The organism is Jeongeupia sp. USM3 (assembly GCF_001808185.1).
GTDB lineage: Bacteria > Pseudomonadota > Gammaproteobacteria > Burkholderiales > Chitinibacteraceae > Jeongeupia.
Genome location: NZ_CP017668.1, coordinates 3724345 through 3741864 on the forward strand (window position 1 = coordinate 3724345; position 17520 = coordinate 3741864).

The following is a 17520-nucleotide window of genomic DNA, read 5'->3' on the forward strand; positions in this document are numbered from 1 at the left end:
CAAGCCGTGCAAAAACAGGCGACGATTTTATCACGTGTGAGACTGCACACGGTCCGGCGCGGCGCCGCACCCGTCGGTGGGGCGCCGGTGCGGCCTATCGGCCGGGCGACGGCTGATCCGGGCCGGGGGCGGCGAGCAGCCCCAGCTCGAGCAAGGCATAAAAGATGCAGGTCAGGTGGCCGTTGTGAAACAGCTCGCGGTTCCTGAGCAGGGCGGTCACTTCCGCCAGCGGCAGCCGCTGGACGCTGATCTGCTCGTCGTCGTCCTGTGGCAGCGCCTGCGCCGGCATGCCGTCCAGCGCCAGAAAGCAGTGCAGGCGGTTGTTGTGCGTGGCCGGATTGGGGGAGACGGCGACCAGCGGGCGCAACTCGCCGAAACGGTGGCCGGTTTCTTCCTGCAGCTCGCGCCGGATCGCCGCCTCCAGCGACGGGTCGTCGGGCTTGACCCAGCCACCGGGGACTTCCAGGCTGTACTGTCGTATGCCGGGCCGGTACTGCCGGACCAGCAGGACATGATGATCGCGCGTCAGCGCAAATGCGCTGACCCAGTCCGGGTATTCGAGCACGCTGGATACCCAGGGCTCGGCGCGCCCGGGCAGCGCATAGGTGTCGGCCCGGATCTGCATGTCCCGGGCCTGGAAAACGGCTTGCGATCTCAGCAGGCGGGGAGGATCGAGGTCGGGCATGGCTGGCTCCGGTCGGGCACCGCAGTCAGCATACGCCACGAAATGCCATTCGGGTATGGTGCCGCCCGCCGCGGCGGCCATCGGCGACGGTCCGTGGGGATATGGCCGGCAGCGTGCGGCGTTGCACATGCGGTATTCGTACCGCGGCGAGGCACGTGCCCGGCCGGCCGCCGGCACGACCCCGAACACCGGTACGAAAAGACGCTGAACTGGCTCTAGAATTGGGCAGTGTCCCCATCCGGCGAAACCCGATGCGCTTCATTGCCGCCTTCCTGATGCTGTTCGCGATCCTGCCCGTTCGAGCCGACGATGCAGTCGCGCTCGGCTACGCGCCGAAGTATCAGGCCGGTTTCACGCACTTCGACTACGTGAACCCTGCCGCGCCGGTTGGCGGCGAGCTGCGGCTGGCGGCGATGGGCGATTTCGACAAGCTCAACCCGTTCACGCTCAAGGGGCGTGCGGCGGCCGGCCTGGGCGGGCTGGGCGACGGGCTGGTGTTCGAGAGCCTGACGATGCAAAGCCAGGACGAACCGTTCTCGGCCTACGGCCTGCTTGCCGACGATATCCGCATCGCGCCCGACGGCAGGTCGGTGACCTTCCACCTGAACCCGAAGGCGCGCTTCAGCAACGGCCGCAAGGTGGGGGCCGACGATGTGCGTTTTTCGTTCGAAACGCTGACGAGCAAGCGCGCCAGCCCGATGTTCCGCCAGTACTGGAGCGATGTTGCCGGCGTCGACGTACTCGACGGTGAGACCGTGCGCTTCCGCTTCAGGCAGTACAACCGCGAGCTGCCGCTGATCGTCGGCCAGTTGCCGGTCTTTGCAAGGGAGTGGGGCGGCGGCAAGCCGTTCGACGAGTGGGTGAGGCAGCCGCCGATCGGCAGCGGGCCGTACGCGATCGGCGCCGTCGATCCGGGCAAGCGCATCGTCTACCAGCGCCGGGCCGACTACTGGGGCTGGACCCTGCCGGTGCGGCGCGGCAGCTACAACTTCGAACGGATCAGCTACCGCTACTACCAGGACGATACCGCCCGGCTCGAGGCGTTCAAGGCCGGCGAATTCGACTTCACCTTCGAGAACGTCGCGCGCCAGTGGGTACGCGGCTACACCGGGCCGGCGTTCCGCGATGGCCGCATCGTCAAGCAGACCTTTGCGCACGAGAACAGCGCCGGCATGCAGGGGTACGCGATCAATACCCGCCGGCTGCAGTTCAGGGACGTGCGCGTGCGGCGGGCGCTGGTGCTGGCGATGGATTTTGAATGGATGAACCGCCAGCTGTTCTACGACCAGTACACGCGCTCGCCGAGCTATTTTTCCAACAGCGAGCTCGAAGCGAAGGGCAAGCCGGGGCCGGCGGAGCTGCGCCACCTAGAACCGTTGCGCGGCAGAATCGATCCGTCGGTTTTCGTCACCGCGACGATGCCGCCAACAACCGCGCCGCCCGACAGCCTGCGCAAGAACCTGCTGCGTGCACGCCAGCTGCTCGACGACGCCGGCTGGCGCTATCGCGACGGCGCGCTGCGCAATCGGAGCGGCGAGCCCTTCGTCATCGACATGCTGCTGTACCAGAAGGCCTTCGAGCGGCTGGTTGCGCCGTATGCGCGCAACCTGCAAAAGCTCGGCATCACGCTCAACTACCGCGTGCTCGATCTGGCGCTGGCACAGAAGCGGCTCGATGCGTTCGACTACGACATGACCGTGGTGACCTTTGGCGCAAGTCAAAGCCCGGGCAACGAGCTTTACGGTAACTTCGGTTCGCGCTCGGCGGGCGAACCCGGTTCGAACAACGCGATGGGCGTCGCGGACCCTGCGGTCGATGCGCTGATCGCTGCGGTGGTGCAGGCCCCCGACCGTGCCGCGCTGGTCGAGGCCGGCCGTGCGCTCGACCGCGTGCTGCGCGCCGGCTACTACCTGGTGCCGAACTGGCACAACCGCGTGCACCGCGTCGCCTTCCGCAACCACTATGCCTGGCCCGCGACCTTGCCCAAGTACTACGGCGCCGAGGAGTGGGCGATCCAGACCTGGTGGGCGCGGTAGTTTGTCGCAAACCCGGGCCGGCGGCGGTCCGTACGCGTTATTGCCGATGCACGCCCGCCGTTTCGCCGGTAAAGTCCGCCGGTTTTTCCGTCCGAACCCACCTAGAAGAACGCCATGAATGCCGTCCTGATTTCCGTGATGCTGATGCTGCTGCTCTCGCTGGCGCGGGTCAACGTCGTCGTCAGCATCCTGCTCGCCGTCGTGACCGCCGGCTGGGTTGCCCACATGCCGCTGGCCGATACGCTGACCGCCTTCGGTTCCGGTCTCGGCAACGGCGCGAGCGTGGCGCTGTCGTACGGCCTGCTCGGCGCGTTCGCGCTGGCGCTGGCCGAGTCCGGTCTGCCGCACGCGATGGCCGACGGGCTGGCGCGGATGGCCGAGAAGGGCGCGCGCGGCAGCTCGATCAAGTGGGGCATCATCGGTGCGCTGCTGCTGTTGGCGATCGCGTCGCAGAACATCCTGCCGATCCACATCGCCTTCATTCCGCTGGTCGTGCCGCCGCTGCTGTTCACGCTCGGCCAGTTCAAGGTCGACCGGCGGTTGCTGGCCTGCGTGATCACCTTCGGTCTGGTCACGCCGTACATGTTCTGGCCGGTGGGTTTCGGCCACATCTTCCTCAACCAGATCCTGCTCGGCAACATCGCCAAGGCCGGCCTCGACGCCAGCCATGTCGACGTGATGCACGCGATGCTGATCCCGGCGATCGGCATGCTGTTCGGCCTGCTGATCGCGGTGTTCTTCAGCTACCGCAAGCCGCGCGACTACGACCTCGAGGCGCTGGCGACGGTCGAGCGCGAGGGCGGGCATTACACGCGCCGCTCGCTGACCGTTGCCGTCGTCGCGATGGTCGCGACGTTCTCGGTCCAGCTTGCCGCCGATTCGATGATCCTCGGCGCGCTGGCCGGCTTCATCGTCTGCGTGCTCGGCGGCGCGGTGCAGTTCAGGAAGTCGGACAGCCTGTTCCAGGACGGCATGAAAATGATGGCCGGCATCGGCCTGATCATGATCGCCGCCAACGGTTTTGCCGCGGTGCTGCAGGCGACCGGTCACGTCGAAACGCTGGTCAAGGGCTCGATGGCGATGATCGGCGACAACAAGCCGCTCGCCGCCTTCCTGATGCTGCTGGTCGGGCTGATCGTGACGATGGGCATCGGCTCGTCGTTCTCGACCGTGCCGATCATCGCGACGATCTACGTGCCGCTGGCGATGCACCTCGGTTTCTCGGCAACGGCCATCGTCTCGCTGATCGGCACCGCCGGCGCGCTCGGCGACGCTGGCAGTCCTGCGGCCGATTCGACGCTCGGCCCGACGTCGGGCCTCAATGTCGACGGCCAGCACGACCACATGTGGGGCACGGTGGTGCCGACTTTCCTGCACTACAACCTGCCGTTGCTGGTGTTCGGCTGGGTGGCAGTGATGGTGCTCTAAACACGGCAGCAAAACCCTGCTGGCTGCGTTGTGCTCGCTTGCCGTACTTTCGTACTGTCAGCGCTTCGCACGCCTTGCCAGCACCGCTGCGCTGGGTTTTCCTGGCGTGCTTCACTAGCTTCAATTGACGCTGGCTTTGCCGCTGCCGGTGTCGTAGCGGCACTGCACCGCCTGCGAACCGGCAAGCTTGGGGTAGGCGGTGACGGCGAGCGTCGTCGCCGACAGCGCGTAGACCGATTCGACCCGGACTTCGGCCCTCGTTTTGCTGGCGACGAGGCTGGCGCAGGCAAGGCGCGCTTCGTCGGCGTGCGGCACCGACGCGCAGGCGGTCAGGCCCAGAACGGTCAGCAGGATCGGCAGGCGCATCGGCAGTCCACGGCAAAGTTCGGGACCGCCATTATCGCGGCAGCCGTCGGCGTTGGGCCAGCCGTGCTAAGGTGGGACAAACCCCCGGACACCCGCCAATGCCGCTCTATCTCGCCAAACGCCTGCTGCTGATGTTGCCGACGCTGTTCGGCATCCTGCTGGTGACGTTTGCGGTGATCCAGTTCGTGCCCGGCGGGCCGGCCGACGAGCTGATCCAGCAGCTCAGGGGCACGTCGACGCTTGCCGAAGCCAGCGGGGGCGGCGGCTCGGCGGCGCGGCTCGGCCATCGCGGGCTCGATGCACAGCAACTGGCCGAAATCCGCGCACTGTACGGCTTCGACAAGCCGGTGGCCGAGCGCTTCTGGCTGATGATCAAGCAGTACCTGCATTTCGATCTGGGCCAGAGCTATTTTCACCAAGAGGACGTGTGGACGCTGATCAAGTCCAAGCTGCCGGTGTCGGCCAGCCTCGGCGTCTGGAGCTTCATCATCGTCTACGCGGTATCGCTGCCGCTCGGCGTGGCCAAGGCGATGCGGCACGGTAGCCGCTTCGACTGGCTGACGACGCTGGTGCTGATGATCGGCTACGCGATTCCCGGCTTCGTGCTCGGCGTGCTGCTGCTGGTGCTGTTCGGCGGCGGCAGCTTCTGGCAGCTGTTTCCGCTGCGCGGGCTGACGTCGGACGGCTGGGAGAGCCTGTCGCTGCTCGGCAAGGTCACCGATTACCTGTGGCACCTGGTGCTGCCGATCTCGGCGATGGTCGTCGGCAGCTTCGCGTCGGTGACCCTGCTGACCAAGAACAGCCTGCTGGAGGAAATCCGCAAGCAGTACGTGCTGACCGCACGCGCCAAGGGGCTCTCGGAGCGGCGCGTGTTGTGGGGGCACGTGTTCCGCAATGCGATGATCCCGATCGTCACCGGCTTTCCGGCGGCCTTCGTCGGCGCGTTCTTTACCGGCAGCCTCTTGATCGAGACGCTGTTCTCGCTCGACGGCCTCGGCCTGCTGTCGTACGAGTCGGTGATCCGCCGCGACTATCCGGTGGTGATGGGCGCGCTCTACCTGTTTTCGCTGATCGGGTTGCTGACCAAGCTGCTGTCGGACCTGTGCTACGTGCTGGTCGACCCGCGCCTGCGCTTCGAGGGAGTCGAGGCATGAAGCCGATCCTCGAGCCGGTACTGGACGGCGCGTTCGAAGCCAAGGCAAGCCCTGTACCCGGCCTGCCGCTGTCGCCATGGCGGCGCGCGTGGCGGCGTTTCCGCGCCCAGCGCCTGGGTTTCTACAGCCTTGTGCTGCTGAGCGCGCTGTTCGTACTCAGCCTTGGCGCCGAACTGCTCTCGAACGACAAGCCGCTCGTCGTCCGCTACCACGATGCCTGGTACTTCCCGTTGGCGAAGGACTACCCGGAGACCGAGTTCGGCGGCGATTTTCCGACGCCGGCCGACTATCTCGACCCCTACATCAGCGACCGGCTCACCAGCAACGGCAACTGGGCGCTGTTCGCGCCGAACCGCTATGCCGCGAACACGATCAACTATTTTGCGCCGAGCCCGAACCCGGCGGCGCCGTCGCGGGAAAACTGGCTCGGCACCGACGACCGCGGCCGCGACGTGCTGGCGCGGCTGGTCTACGGCTTCCGCGTGTCCCTGCTGTTCGGTCTGGCGCTGACGGTGATCGGTTGCGCGCTCGGCATCGTCGCCGGGGCGGTCCAGGGCTATTTCGCCGGCAAGGTCGATCTCGTCGCCCAGCGCGTGATCGAGGTCTGGAGCGCGATGCCCGAGCTCTACCTCTTGCTGATCTTTGCGTCGATGTTCGAACCCAGCCTGCTGATCCTGCTGGTGCTGCTGTCGGTGTTCGGCTGGATGGGGCTGGCCGATTACGTGCGGGCCGAGTTCCTGCGCAACCGCAACCTCGAATACGTGCTGGCGGCGAGGGCGTTGGGGCTCTCGGACTGGCAGATCATCCGGCGCCACCTGCTGCCGAACTCGCTGACCGCGGTGATTGCCTTCCTGCCGTTCCGGATGTCCGGCGCGGTGCTGGCACTGACGAGCTTCGATTTCCTCGGTCTTGGTGTGCCGGCGAGCACGCCGTCGCTGGGCGAATTGCTGGCGCAGGGCAAGGCCAACCTCGATGCGTGGTGGATCTCGCTGCCGACCTTCGCGGTGCTGGTCGGCATGCTGCTGCTGCTGGTGTTCATCGGCGAGGCGCTGCGCGCGGCGCTCGATCCGCGCGCCGACGCATGAAAAAACCGGCCAGCGGCCGGTTTTTCCGGTGAGCAACGGTCAGCAGTTGCCTTTCTTGGCCTGACCCGGCGGGCAGTGGTAGCCGCCACGGTCGTCGTCATCACGGTCGTGATGCTTGTACTTGCCGTTCTTCTTCCACCACTTCTCGTCGCGGTAGCGACCGCCGTCCCAGTAATAGCCGCGCGGATTGCGGTAGCCGTACTTCGGATGGTATTGCGGGTGGGCGTTCCACCACGACGGGTCGCGGTAGCGGCCGTCGTACCAGTAGTAACCGCGGTTGTCGCGATCACCGATGTAGACCGATACGCCGGGGACCGAAACGCCGATGCTGACGTCGGCGGCCTGCGCCGCCAGTGGTGCCATGAGCGGCAGCGCCGCGAGCAGGCCGATGAACAGTGCCTTCTTCATCATGGTGGTCCTGTGAAACGATAATGAATCCAGTCTACAGCCATGCCCGCATGACGGCTGTGTAGCAGTTCACACCTTGGCCGGCTGGCCCAGCTTCAGGCCGACGCGGGTGATCCGGCCGCGTTCGACCTCGCGTACGGTCAGCAGCAGCGTGCCGAAGCTGACCTGGTCGCCGACAACCGCGTGGCGTCCCAGCCGGGCATTGATCAGCGCGGCGACGTCGAATTCGGCCTCCTTCTCGTTGAGGGGGCTGTCGTAGAGTTCGGCAAGCGCTTGCAGCGGCGCGTCGCCGTCGATGACGAAGTCGCCGAAAAAGGCGCGCTCGTAGGCCATCCGCCGGCTTTGCGCCTCGCCGTACCAGCGGCCGAGTTCGGGCAGCGCCGCTTCGGTCGCGGCGAGCACGATCAGGTCGCCGGTCTGCAAGCGCTCGGCCTGACGCGGCAGCACCAGCCGCGCACCGCGCAGCACGGCCAGCGGCTTGGCGCTGCCGTGTTCGAGGTGGGGCGCGGCGTGCGGCACGCTGTGGTCGGCCGGTGCATCGGCGGCGATCCGGTACTGGACGAGCTGCCAGTCGGCACGCCCGGGTTGCCGCAGGCCGTGCCGCGCCAGCGGTTCGGGGTAGTCGGGCACTTCGACGTGGCAACGCTTGGCCATCCACGGCACCAGCGTGCCCTGGATCAGCAGCGAGGCGAGCACGACGGCAAAGGCAATGTCGAACAGTGCGACCGAGCCGTCGACGCCGGCCATGATCGGAAAGGTCGCCAATACGATGGGGACCGCGCCGCGCAGGCCGACCCAGCTGACGAAAACGATCTCGCGCCGGCTGAACTTCAGCGGCACGAGGCAGAGCGCGACGGCGATCGGCCGGGCGACGAGCATCAGGAAGGCGGCAAAGGCGAGGCTGGGGCCGATTTCGGGCAGCAGCCGGCTCGGCGTCACCAGCAGGCCGAGCAGCAGGAACATGCCGGCCTGCGCCAGCCAGGCCAGACCATCCATCATCCCCTGGACGCTTTCGCCCGCCGGCAGCGGCCGGTTGCCGATCACGAGGCCGGCGAGGTAGATCGCCAGGAAGCCGCTGCCGCCGACCGTGTTGACCGCGGCGAAGATCATCAGCCCGCCGCCGAGAATCAGCAGCGGGTAGAGGCTTTCGGCGAGCGCGAACCGCGCGGCGGCGCGCGAGATCAGCCAGCCGCCGGCGAGGCCGCCGAGCGCGCCGAAACCGAATTGGCGCAGGAACTCGGCGATCATGCTCAGCGTGCCGGGCTGGCTCGATCCGGTCATCACGCTCAGCAGGGTGATGACGAGAAAGATCGCCATCGGGTCGTTGGCACCCGATTCGATCTCCAGCGTTGCGCCGACGCGCTCGTTGAGCCGCACGCCGCCGTAGCGCAATTGCGCGAACACCGCTGCGGCGTCGGTCGAGCCGACGATGGCGCCGAGCAGCAGCGCGTGCAGCCACGGCAGGCCGAGCAGCCACGCCGCGAACACCCCGGCCAGCCCGGCCGACACCAGCACGCCGAGCGTCGCGAGCGACAGCGCAGGTTTGAGCGCGACGCGAAAGCTCCGGATGCGCGTCTGCAGCCCGCCGGCGAGCAGGATCACCGCAAGCGCGACGTTGCCGACGCCGAAGGCGAGCGGATAGTTGCTGAACTGGATCTGGCCCGGACCGCTGTCGCCGGCGAGCATGCCGACGCCGAGAAAGACCAGCAGCAGCGGCAGGCCCAGCCGGGCGGTGATCGCGCTCGACAAGGTGGCCAGCAAGAGCAGGAAGCTGCCGAGCAGCAGCCAGTAATTCAGTTGTCCCATCAAAATCCAGAAAGTTTTACCGTAAGTAAGTTCCCGAAAAGTCCGGGAACCGTGCCGTTTGTAACATAAGATGGACCCATGATGCCGCATGCCGCCACACACCTCCTTGATGTGCACGCACTCAGCGTGAATTACCCCGGTGCTTCCGCGCCGGCGGTCGACGCCGTCGGCTTTACGCTGGCGGCCGGTGAAACGCTGGCCATCGTCGGCGGCTCGGGGTCGGGCAAGAGCGTGACCGCCAGGGCGCTGATGCGGCTCGATCCGGATGCACGCTGCAGCGGCCGGGTCCTGTTCGCCGGCGACGACGTGCTGGCGATGTCGCGGCGGCAATTGCGCGGGCTGCGCGGCGCCGGGATCGGCATGGTGTTCCAGGAGCCGCTGTCGGCGCTGAACCCGGTGATGAGCGTCGCCGCGCAGCTCGGCGAAGCGCTGGCGCTGCATCGCGGTCTGGGCGGCCGTGCGGCGCAGGCCGAGATGGCCGCGCTGCTGCAGCGTGTCGGGCTCGACGAAACGATGCTGGCACGCTTCCCGCACCAGCTCTCCGGCGGCCAGCGGCAGCGGGTGCTGATCGCGATCGCGCTGGCCGGCACCCCCAGGCTGCTGGTCGCCGACGAGCCGACGACGGCGCTCGACGCCCACCTGCGCCGCCAGGTGCTCGCGCTGCTCAAGTCACTGGCGACCGAATCGGGCATGGGCCTGCTGCTGATCTCGCACGACTTGCCGCTGGTGCGCGATTTCGCCGACCGCGTCGCGGTGATGCACGAAGGCCGCATCGTCGAGATGGCGGAAACGGAGCGACTGTTTGCCGCGCCGGCACACCCGTACACGAAGGCCCTGCTGGCGGCGCGCAGCGTCCGGCTGGCGCGGCCGATCGCCGATGACGCAAGGCCGCTGCTGCGCGCCACCGGCCTGCATTGCCGTTACCGCCGTTCGCGCGGCTGGCTGCGTCGTCCGGAACACGTCGATGCGCTGTCGTCGGTCGATTTCTCGCTGGCGCGCGGCGAGACGCTCGGCGTCGTCGGCGCGTCCGGCTCGGGCAAGACCACGCTGGGACTGGCGCTGCTGCGTCTGGTGCGTGAAGCCCGCGGCAGCATCGCATTCCACCTCGGCGACGACGTGCTGCCGCTCGATGCGCTCTCGGGCAGCGCGCTGCGCCGGGCGCGGCGGCATCTGCAGGTCGTGCTGCAGGATCCCTTCGCGTCGCTGTCGCCGCGGCTCACCGTCGGCGAGATCGTCGGCGAGGGTCTGAAGGTCCATCAGCCCGATCTCGACCCGCTCGAGCGGCGGCGACAGGTGATCGCGGCGCTGGCCGAGGTCGGCCTTACGGCCGACGTGGCCGACCGCTATCCGCATGCGTTTTCGGGCGGACAGCGGCAGCGGATCGCCATCGCCCGGGCGCTGATCGTCTCGCCGGACGTGCTGGTGCTCGACGAGCCAACGTCGGCGCTCGACGCGCATATCGCCGTGCAGGTGCTGACGCTGCTGGCCGAGCTGCAGCATCGCCGCGGCATCGGCTACGTGCTGATCACGCACGATCTTGCCGTCGTCCGCGCGCTGGCGCACCGGGTCATGGTGCTGCACGCGGGCGAGGTCGTCGAGCAGGGCGCGGTCGATGCAGTGTTCGCGGCGCCGTCGAATCCTTACACCAGATCGCTGATTTCGGCCGCAGCACTGCCCTGAGTACGTGCGCCGTCAACGGTGTGTCATCAGGGGCAGACACTGCCGATTACACCTATAAGTATTCGGTAATATTTGTTCTAATATGCGGCCCATCAATATAACCATAACAATGGTAGGGATATTGAAATGCGTCGCAACGAACCGGTGACAGGGCGGGAAATCAAGGTCGACCCGCATCGCCCGCTTGTCAGTAAAACCGATCTGAAGGGCAGGATCACCTACGCAAATCCAGCATTTACTGACATCTGCGGTTTCAGCCGGGACGAACTGCTCGGCAGCCCGCACAATCTGGTCCGCCATCCGGACATGCCGCCGGCGGCCTTTGCCGACCTGTGGCAAACCTTGCAGGCAGACCTGCCGTGGCGGGGCATCGTCAAGAACCGCGCCAGGAACGGCGACCACTACTGGGTCGAAGCCTTCGTTACGCCGCTTTTGAGCAACGGCGAAAAAACCGGCTACATGTCGGTACGCAATGCGCCGAGTGAAGCGCAGATCCGCGATGCCGAGGCGCTTTACGGCGCGGTGAACCAGCGGCAGGCGTCGCTGCCGCCAACGCGCTGGCCGAGCACGCTGGCACTGCAGTGGCGGCTGGCGCTGGTGCTTGCCGTGCTGCTGGCGCTGTCCGGTGCGGCGCTGTGGGTCGAGCCGCTTTACTGCCTGATCGTTGCGACTGGCGTTGCCGCCGCCGGCTGGGTGTGGCTGCGGGCGAGCTGGCAGGCGCCGCTGGCGGCCGCCAGCGCGGCGATCGGGCAGATGGCCGAAGGCAACTTCCGCTTCGAGACCCGTACCGGTGCGCCGCACGAATGCGCGCGCCTGCTGCTGCAGATCGAGGCGATGCGGATCAGCCTGCGTGCGGTGATCGCCGACGTCGTTTCGGCGGCCGACACCGTGGGCGAGCGTGCCGGCAAGGTCGCCGGCGATACGGCGTCGATGAGCGAACGCGCGCATTCGCAGTCCGACGGCGTGGCCGGTGTGGCCGCGGCGCTCGAGCAACTGACCGTTTCGGTCGACGAAATCCACGACTCGACGCGGCAGAGCGCGGCCCATGCCGATCGGGCCGGCGAACTGGCCAGGCGCGGCAGCGGGGAGATGCGTGCAGCGCAGCAGGCGACGCAACAGGTTGTCGCCGTCGTCGACACGGCGCGCGAGACGCTGGGGGCGCTGTCCGATGCCGTTCATAATATCGACACCGTGACACGGACGATCCGCGAGATTGCCGACCAGACCAATCTGCTGGCGCTCAACGCGGCGATCGAGGCCGCGCGTGCCGGCGAGCAGGGACGCGGCTTTGCCGTCGTCGCCGACGAAGTCCGCAAGCTCGCCGAACGGACCAGCCAGAGCACCGCTGACATCAGCGCAACGATTGCCACCATCGCCGAGCGCTCCGGTCTGGCGCAGGCGAGCATGGGGCAGGCGGTCGATGCGGTGCGGCAGGGTACGGCGATGATCGACGACTGCGAGCGGACGCTGCAGCAGATCTGTGACGCGAGCGGCGGCGTCGAGCGGTCGGCGCACGAGATTGACGGCATGCTCCGGCAGCAATCGCAGGCGGCCACCGAGGTCGCGGCGCGGATGGAAAAAATCAGCGCACTGACCGAGCAGAACGGTGCGGCGAATGCCGGCATCAGCGATGCCGCAGCCGCACTGTCGACGGTGGCCAACGAGCTGCACGCGATGCTGCAGCAGTTCGAGAAATCGCGCTGACCGGCTAGGCGGTCGCGAGGGTCCTCGTGGCGGCGTGGAAGTGCGGCGGCAACAGCTCGAGCAGCCGCGCGCAGACGCCGGGCGCCATGTCGTGGCCCATGCCGTCGACCTCGACCAGCCGCGCATCCGGGATCTTGGCCGCGCAGTCGCGGCCGCACGCCGGCGGGATCAGCGGATCGTGGCTGCCGTGGATGATGAGGCTCGGCACCCGGATCGTTGCCAGCAGCGGGCTGCGGTCGGGCGCGGCGGCCACGGCAAACAGCTGGCGCAGCGCCCCGGCCGGGTGGACGGCGCGCGCCAGGCTGCGGTGCAGTCGTGCACGCTGCTGCTCGGGCGGCGTCGGGAAGCCGGGGCTCTGGATCACGGCGAAATTGCGCATCATCCATTCGATCATCGCGGCGCGGTTTTCCTCGGCGTAGGCATTGCGCGGCGGCCGGCGGATCAGCGCCGCCAGCGCGGCGCGGGTCGGCCCGGGCAGGCCCGCGGCACCGCTGGTGCTCATGATGCTTGCCAGGCTCAGCACACGCTGCGGCGCACGCGCGGCGACCAGCTGGGCGATCATGCCGCCCATCGACACGCCGGCGATGTGGGCCGTCTCCAGGCCGAGCGCGTCCATCAGCGCCAGCGTGTCGGTCGCCATGTCGTCGAGTGCGTAGGGCGCGCTGATCGCCAGCCCCATCCGGCGCTTGAGCAGGTTCCACGGCAGGCTGGGCGCGCCCAGATGGTCGAGCCAGCTCGACAGCCCGATGTCGCGGTTGTCGAAGCGGATCACCTGAAAGCCCGCGTCGGCAAGTCGCTGGCAGAACTCGTCGGGCCAGCCGATCAGCTGCATGCCCAGCCCCATGACGAGGACGATGGCCGGCGCGTCGGGGTCGCCGAAGCGTTCGTATTCGATCTGCAGTCCGTTGGCGCTGACTTGGGACATGGGTTCTCCGTGGGTTTGCGGTCTTCCTTCCACATCGGGGGTGTTCGGCGCGATTCAAGCCGTCATTCTGCCCGCTGTCGCCGGTAATAAAACACCCCGCGGCGCGGGGTGTGGCGAGGATGGCGCATCAGCGCGCGAACACGATCCTGCCGTCGACCGCGTCGACATGGACGACGTCCTTGGCACCGAACTCGCCGGCCAGAATGCGCTTGGCCAGCGGGTTCTCGATTTCGCTCTGGATCGCCCGTTTCAGCGGCCGCGCACCGTAGACCGGGTCGAAACCGGCCTCAGAAATCTGCGCCAAGGCTGCGTCGCTGACGTCGAGCCCGATCTCCAGCGCCGCCAGCCGGCCCTGGAGACGCTTGAGCTGGATCGCGGCGATGCCCCTGATCTGCTCGGCCGCCAGCGCGTGGAACACGACGATCTCGTCGATCCGGTTGACGAACTCGGGGCGGAAATGCGCCTTCACTTCGGCGAGCACGGCGATCTTGGTCAGCTGGTAATCCTCGCCGGCCATCATCTGGATCTGCTGGCTGCCGAGGTTGCTGGTCATCACGATCACCGTGTTCTTGAAATCGACCGTGCGGCCCTGGCCGTCGGTCAGCCGGCCGTCGTCGAGCACCTGCAGGAGCACGTTGAACACGTCCGGATGCGCCTTCTCGACCTCGTCGAGCAGGATCACGCTGTACGGTTTGCGCCGCACCGCCTCGGTCAGATAGCCGCCTTCGTCATAGCCGACGTAGCCCGGCGGCGCGCCGATCAACCGCGCGACGCTGTGCTTCTCCATGAACTCGGACATGTCGAGCCGGATGATGTGCTCGTCGGTGTCGAACAGGAACTCGGCGAGCGCCTTGGTTAGCTCGGTCTTGCCGACGCCGGTCGGACCCAGGAACAGGAAGGAACCGTAAGGCCGGTTCGGATCGGCAAGGCCCGAGCGCGAGCGGCGGATCGCGTCCGACACGACGGTGATCGCCTCGTCCTGACCGACGACGCGCTTGTGCAGTGCGTCTTCCATGTTCAGCAGCTTTTCGCGCTCGCCCGACATCATCTTGCTGACCGGAATCCCGGTGGCGCGCGACACCACTTCGGCGATTTCCTCGGCGCCGACCTGCGTTCTCAACAGCCGGGGCGGCTTGTCCTGGCCCTCGGCGGCTTCGGCCGCCTTGAGCTTGGCTTCCAGCTCGGGCAGCTTGCCGTACTGCAGCTCGGAGGCCTTGTCCCACTCGCCACGACGCTGGGCCGCGTCCATCGCGTTGCGCACCTGTTCGATCTCTTCCTTGATCGACTGCGAGCCAAGCACGGCGGCTTTTTCGGCCTTCCAGATTTCCTCCAGATCCGAATACTCTTTTTCCAGCGTGCCGATCTCTTCCTCGATCAGGCCGAGGCGGCGTTGCGACGCTTCGTCCTTCTCGCGCTTGACCGCCTCGCGCTCGATCTTGAGCTGGATGATCCGGCGCTCGAGCTTGTCCATCGATTCGGGCTTGGAGTCGATCTCCATCTTGATCTTGGCCGCGGCCTCGTCGATCAGGTCGATCGCCTTGTCGGGCAGGAAGCGGTCGGTGATGTAGCGGTGCGAGAGCTCGGCCGCGGCGACGATGGCCGGGTCGGTGATGTCGACACCGTGATGGATCTCGTACTTCTCCTGCAGCCCGCGCAGGATGGCGATCGTCGCCTCGACGCTCGGCTCGTCGACCAGCACCTTCTGGAAGCGGCGCTCGAGCGCGGCGTCCTTCTCGATGTAACGCCGGTACTCGTCGAGCGTGGTCGCGCCAAGGCAGTGCAGCTCGCCGCGCGACAGCGCGGGTTTCAGCATGTTGCCGGCGTCCATCGCGCCTTCGGCCTTGCCGGCGCCGACCATGGTGTGGATTTCGTCGATGAAGATGATGGTGTTGCCTTCATCCTTGGCGATGTCGTTCAGCACCGCCTTCAGCCGTTCCTCGAACTCGCCGCGATACTTGGCGCCGGCGAGCAGGGCGGCCAGATCGAGCACCAAGAGCCGCTTGTGCTTGAGCGACTCGGGTACTTCGCCGTTGACGATGCGCTGCGCCAGACCTTCGACGATGGCGGTCTTGCCGACGCCCGGCTCGCCGATCAGCACCGGGTTGTTCTTGGTGCGGCGTTGTAGGACCTGGATGGCGCGGCGGATTTCGTCGTCGCGGCCGATCACCGGGTCGAGCTTGCCGGCGCGGGCGCGCTCGGTCAGGTCGATCGTGTACTTGGACAGCGCCTCACGCTGTTCCTCGGCATTGGCGTCGTTGACGCTGGCACCGCCGCGCACGGCGTCGATCGCCGCAGCAATCGCATCGCGGCCACCGCCGTTTGCTTTTAGCAGCTGGCCGGCCTCGCCCTTGTCGTCGCACAGCGCGAGCAGGAACAGCTCGGACGAGATGAAAGCGTCGCCGCGCTTGATCGCGGCCTTGTCGGTCAGGTTCAGCAGGTTGGCCAGATCGCGCGAGACGTTGATCTCGCCGCCATTGCCTTCGACCCTGGCCTGACGTTCGAGCGCGGTGTTCACTGCGCTTTTCAGCGGCGGCACGTTGACGCCGGCGCGCGACAGCAGCGCGGCGGTGCCCGAGTCGCTGTCGTTCAGCAGCGCGGCGAACAGGTGGACCGGTTCGATGAAGCCGGCGTCATGGCCGAGCGCCAGGCTCTGTGCGTCGGCCAGCGCGGCCTGGAACTTGGTGGTGAGTTTGTCGATCCGCATGGTTTCTCCTCGCAGGCAGAAGTTCTGTATGCATGCTAGATGGAGCAGGCCCCTCGCATTTCAAGCGGAAAAACCACCGGCCCGGCAGGGGGATCAACCGGCGCGCCGGGCCTCGCCGGCGCCGGTCACGCCGGCGGCCGCGGCACCCTCCGGCAGCGGATCGTCGATCCGTGCAAACAGCAGTGCCGGTGCGGCGATGACGACGCCGATGCACAGATAGGTGTGCAGGAATACCGTGTGCAGCTGCGGCGAGCCGGTGGCGAAGTGGCCGCCGAACGCGGCCAGCAGCAGGCCGACCAGCGCGGCACCGAGGCTCATCGTCAGTTGCATGATCATCGACATCAGCCCGTTGCCGCTGCCGGCCAGGCCGTTGTCGAGGTCCTTGAGCATATAGGTGTTCATCGCCGAGAAACGCGTGGCGTTGAGCCCGCCCTGAACGGCCATCAGCAAGGCCATCGGCCAGTACAGCCCGGCCAGCCCGCACAGGCCGATGCCGACGATGGTCAGGCCGAGTGCTGCCGTGGTGGCGCTCAGCACGCGACGGTATCCGAAGCGCCGGACGGTACCGACGACGACGCGCTTCATCGACATCGACCCGATCACGGTCGGAATCGACATCAGCCCGGCGTGCAGCGGGCTGAAGCCGAGGCCCATCTGCAGGAACAGCGGCGTCAGCAGCGGCAGTGCGCCGGTACCTATGCGGCCGAAGAAGCTGCCGAACGCCCCCATCCGGAAGCTCGGCACCGAGAACAGCCGGGGGCTGAATAGTGGCGTGGCATGGCGCTGCGCGTGTTGCCAGTACAGCGCCAATGCCAGCGCGGCGGCGGACAGCATCGGCACGACCGCGTCCATGCCCAGGTGCAGCTCGCCGGCGCCTTCGAGCGACAGCGTCAGCATCGCCATCACGACCGCGGCAAGGACGAAGCCGGTGACATCGAAATCCGGGTTGTGATCGAGCTTGAAGTTGGGCATCAGCCGCGCCGTGGCGATGATGCCGAGCAGACCGATCGGCAGGTTGATCAGGAAGATCCAGTGCCACGACGCGTACTCGACCAGAAAGCCGCCGAGCGTCGGTCCGACCAAAGGGCCGATCAGGCCGGGCAGCGTGACGAAGTTCATCGCCGCCATGAAGTCCTTGCGCGGCACGGCTTTGAACACGGTCAGGCGTCCGACCGGCACCATCATCGCGCCGCCGGCGCCCTGCAGCATGCGGGCGACAACCAGCGCGCCGAGGTCCGGTGCAAGCGCACAGGCGAGCGAGCCGGTGGTGAACAGCGCAATCGCGGTGATGAAGATGCGGCGAACGCCGAAGCGGTCGGCCAGCCAGCCGCTGGCCGGCAGCAGCACGGCGACGGTCAGCACGTAGGCGATCGCGACCGACTGCATCCGCAACGGATTTTCGCCAAGGCTGTGCGCCATCGACGGCAACGCGGTGTTGACGATGGTGGCGTCCAGCGTCTCCATGAAAAAGCCGATCGCCACCAGCCACAACAGCCAGCGGGTCGAACCCGCATTGTTTTCGGTCTGCATCCCGCAACA

General features: G+C 67.3%; 13 protein-coding genes. 6 read left to right on the forward strand and 7 right to left on the reverse strand.

Annotation, left to right across the window (positions count from 1 at the left end; genetic code table 11):
* Window positions 1–94: 94 nt before the first annotated feature.
* On the reverse strand, window positions 95–685 hold the full coding sequence (locus BJP62_RS17515) for an NUDIX hydrolase (protein WP_070531957.1): 591 nt from the start codon (window positions 683–685) through the stop codon (window positions 95–97).
* Between the two features lie 251 nt (window positions 686–936).
* On the opposite strand from BJP62_RS17515, the gene BJP62_RS17520 reads away from it, so the two are divergent.
* Entirely contained in the window at window positions 937–2721 is a 1785-nt protein-coding gene (locus BJP62_RS17520) for an extracellular solute-binding protein (RefSeq protein WP_070531960.1), read from the forward strand.
* A gap of 114 nt (window positions 2722–2835) precedes the next feature.
* Complete coding sequence (locus BJP62_RS17525; RefSeq protein WP_070531963.1) at window positions 2836–4149, forward strand: Na+/H+ antiporter family protein; 1314 nt, start codon at window positions 2836–2838, stop codon at window positions 4147–4149.
* Window positions 4150–4269: 120 nt separating this feature from the next.
* On the opposite strand, the gene BJP62_RS17530 is transcribed toward BJP62_RS17525, so the two are convergent.
* Window positions 4270–4515 (reverse strand): hypothetical protein, encoded by a 246-nt coding sequence (locus BJP62_RS17530; RefSeq protein ID WP_070531966.1) that lies wholly within the window; start codon window positions 4513–4515, stop codon window positions 4270–4272.
* 98 nt (window positions 4516–4613) lie between these two features.
* On the opposite strand from BJP62_RS17530, the gene BJP62_RS17535 reads away from it, so the two are divergent.
* Window positions 4614–5669 (forward strand): microcin C ABC transporter permease YejB, encoded by a 1056-nt coding sequence (locus BJP62_RS17535; RefSeq protein WP_070531968.1) that lies wholly within the window; start codon window positions 4614–4616, stop codon window positions 5667–5669.
* Entirely contained in the window at window positions 5666–6754 is a 1089-nt protein-coding gene (locus tag BJP62_RS17540; RefSeq protein WP_070531970.1) for an ABC transporter permease, read from the forward strand. Before BJP62_RS17535 ends, BJP62_RS17540 begins: the two co-directional genes overlap by 4 nt.
* 39 nt (window positions 6755–6793) lie before the next feature.
* Here the strand turns inward: BJP62_RS17540 and BJP62_RS17545 are convergent, their stop codons facing one another.
* Together BJP62_RS17545 and BJP62_RS17550 are read right to left on the reverse strand one after the other, a co-directional pair.
* Window positions 6794–7165 (reverse strand): DUF2502 domain-containing protein, encoded by a 372-nt coding sequence (locus BJP62_RS17545; protein WP_205700930.1) that lies wholly within the window; start codon window positions 7163–7165, stop codon window positions 6794–6796.
* Window positions 7166–7231: 66 nt separating this feature from the next.
* Window positions 7232–8968: a potassium/proton antiporter gene (locus tag BJP62_RS17550; protein WP_070531974.1), complete on the reverse strand. Its 1737-nt coding sequence runs from the start codon at window positions 8966–8968 to the stop codon at window positions 7232–7234.
* 78 nt (window positions 8969–9046) lie between these two features.
* On the opposite strand from BJP62_RS17550, the gene BJP62_RS17555 reads away from it, so the two are divergent.
* The gene (locus tag BJP62_RS17555) at window positions 9047–10648 is read left to right on the forward strand and encodes an ABC transporter ATP-binding protein (protein WP_083301007.1); all 1602 of its coding nucleotides are present in this window, start codon (window positions 9047–9049) and stop codon (window positions 10646–10648) included.
* Between the two features lie 126 nt (window positions 10649–10774).
* Window positions 10775–12352, forward strand: coding sequence for a methyl-accepting chemotaxis protein (locus BJP62_RS17560; RefSeq protein ID WP_070531976.1), 1578 nt, complete (start codon window positions 10775–10777; stop codon window positions 12350–12352).
* Window positions 12353–12356: 4 nt separating this feature from the next.
* On the opposite strand, the gene BJP62_RS17565 is transcribed toward BJP62_RS17560, so the two are convergent.
* From BJP62_RS17565 to mdtD, 3 genes are all read right to left on the reverse strand, one after another.
* Window positions 12357–13277 (reverse strand): alpha/beta fold hydrolase, encoded by a 921-nt coding sequence (locus BJP62_RS17565; protein WP_070531979.1) that lies wholly within the window; start codon window positions 13275–13277, stop codon window positions 12357–12359.
* Between the two features lie 127 nt (window positions 13278–13404).
* Window positions 13405–15981 carry an ATP-dependent chaperone ClpB gene (gene clpB, locus BJP62_RS17570; protein ID WP_070531982.1) on the reverse strand — a complete coding sequence of 859 codons (2577 nt, stop codon included), beginning with the start codon at window positions 15979–15981 and terminating at the stop codon, window positions 13405–13407.
* 93 nt (window positions 15982–16074) lie between these two features.
* A complete protein-coding gene (mdtD, locus tag BJP62_RS17575; RefSeq protein ID WP_070531985.1) occupies window positions 16075–17511 on the reverse strand; it encodes a multidrug transporter subunit MdtD in 1437 nt (478 codons plus the stop codon).
* Between the last annotated feature and the right edge of the window lie 9 nt (window positions 17512–17520).